The organism is Streptomyces sp. NPDC016469, from assembly GCF_040632905.1.
Lineage (GTDB): Bacteria > Actinomycetota > Actinomycetes > Streptomycetales > Streptomycetaceae > Streptomyces.
In genome coordinates this window covers 1-1,796 of sequence record NZ_JBEYCQ010000098.1, presented here as the reverse complement: position 1 = coordinate 1,796, position 1,796 = coordinate 1, and the positions used below count along the sequence as shown (strand labels likewise).

The window sequence follows — 1,796 nt, the reverse complement described above, 5'->3', positions numbered from 1 at the left end:
GAAGGTGGCGACGGTGGCAAGTAATCTGGGTCGCAAAGGTTCCGAGTCAAGGATTCATGGAGTAGATCTACGCAGTGGTGATGGTGAAGCGCAACTAAAAAAACAAGAAAAGAGGACGAGCACATGTTTAATATTTCTTATTACAAAACCGAAGACACAAAAGTAATGGTGGTTACATTACACGCACTAAAACAAACTATCATTTTGCAACCAGGATTCTTTTATAAAATTTCAGGAGTTGATAGAAAAGTAATAACCGGCTGCGGCGAATTTAGTGGTACAATTCTAGTAGATTTAGGATTTATATTTCCGTTTAAATCTGATAGAAAAATAGGTTAATATTTAATCGCTATTTCTGTTTCTTACTTAACTTGATTATAGCGATTAATAAGCAGAAAAATTTAGACAAGGAAGAGAGGTATTTTATAATTGAGGTATCGTCACAAACTAATAAAAAGTGGCGGTGTATGGGAATTATTGAGCTACGAGAAAGAGGTAGCAACAGGTAAAGATGCAGTTCGTGAAAATGCTGGTAGGAAAAAACAGTCTGATCATGATTGGATAAATGATGCTGAAACAAAGATGAAGAACAGGTCTGATGTGTTATATCGTGCAAGGAAGCAAGTGTTTAACCAAGCAAATGCCAATGCAAATGCGTGGAACGAGCAACCGAAATTTTTCACACTTACATATGCTGAAAACATGCAGGACATAAAACAATCTAACTATAACTTCAAAAAGTTTATCCAAAGGCTGAATTACACTTTAAAAATAAAACTAAAATACACTGCTGTAATTGAGTTTCAGAAACGAGGGGCTATACATTATCACCTATTGGTCTATAACCTTCCTTACACGCCTGTAGACGTTCTATCGGACATCTGGGGTCATGGGTTTGTTAAAATAAATAAAATAGACCACGTGGACAATGTAGGGGCTTATATAACGAAATATATGATAAAGGATAATATTGACGAAAGATTACTTGGAGAGAAGTCTTATTTTTCGAGTAGAGGGTTAAAGAAGCCTGAAGAGTATATTTTGACGGAAAAAGAAAAAGAGACTCTGCTAAAGTCTCATGACGAATATATAACATATTCCAAAAACTATGAAAATGAATATCTAGGCAATATTCATAAGATACAAATTAACTTAAATCGCAAAAGTTAACAGCGCTATTTTAACACATAGAAAATAAAAATACTATGACTTTACCGTTTTCTAATAGCGGGTAAAGTGTTCAAACTTTGACAATGGGACTCCTATAATGGGGTCCTTATTTAATTTCCTTGAAAATATAAAATCCGCCCTTTTGCGTGTGGGTGGGGTGACTCCAGTTGGGGCCCCCGACACCGCAAGGCGGATTTATTTTATTTATAAAAGACCGAGAGAAATAACACTAACCATTATGGTATTGACATGATACCACTTTGATACTATAATGATACCATAAGGAGGTGAAGTTATTGGGAAAAGCGGTTTTTTCTCTAAGGCTTACTGAAGACCTACACGAATGGTTAAAAAAAGAAGCTGAAAAGAGAGGTATGTCGGTCAACGCTTTGATTTCATACATACTGAGCGAATATAAAGACGATAAAGAGTTTTAACGGAGTAGTTCTACGTAGTGAAAGCGTAGCGGTTCCTTTACTTGGAAAGGCGACTCTGATAACCTAGTTCGGTTTGCCACATTAAAGATTTCTAGAAGGTGGCGACGGTGGCAAGTAATCTGGGTCGCAAAGGTTCCGAGTCAAGGATTCATGGAGTAGATCTACGCAGTGGTGATGGTGAAGCGCAAC

At 36.8% G+C, this 1,796-nt stretch carries 2 protein-coding genes; both read left to right on the top strand.

The annotated features are described in order from the left end of the window. Positions 1-477 precede the first annotated feature (477 nt). Entirely contained in the window at positions 478-1,170 is a 693-nt protein-coding gene (locus ABZ565_RS35425) for a hypothetical protein (protein ID WP_350753516.1), read from the top strand. Between the two features lie 287 nt (positions 1,171-1,457). Further along, positions 1,458-1,607, top strand: coding sequence for a toxin-antitoxin system HicB family antitoxin (locus ABZ565_RS35420; RefSeq protein ID WP_350502499.1), 150 nt, complete (start codon positions 1,458-1,460; stop codon positions 1,605-1,607). Positions 1,608-1,796 lie beyond the last annotated feature (189 nt).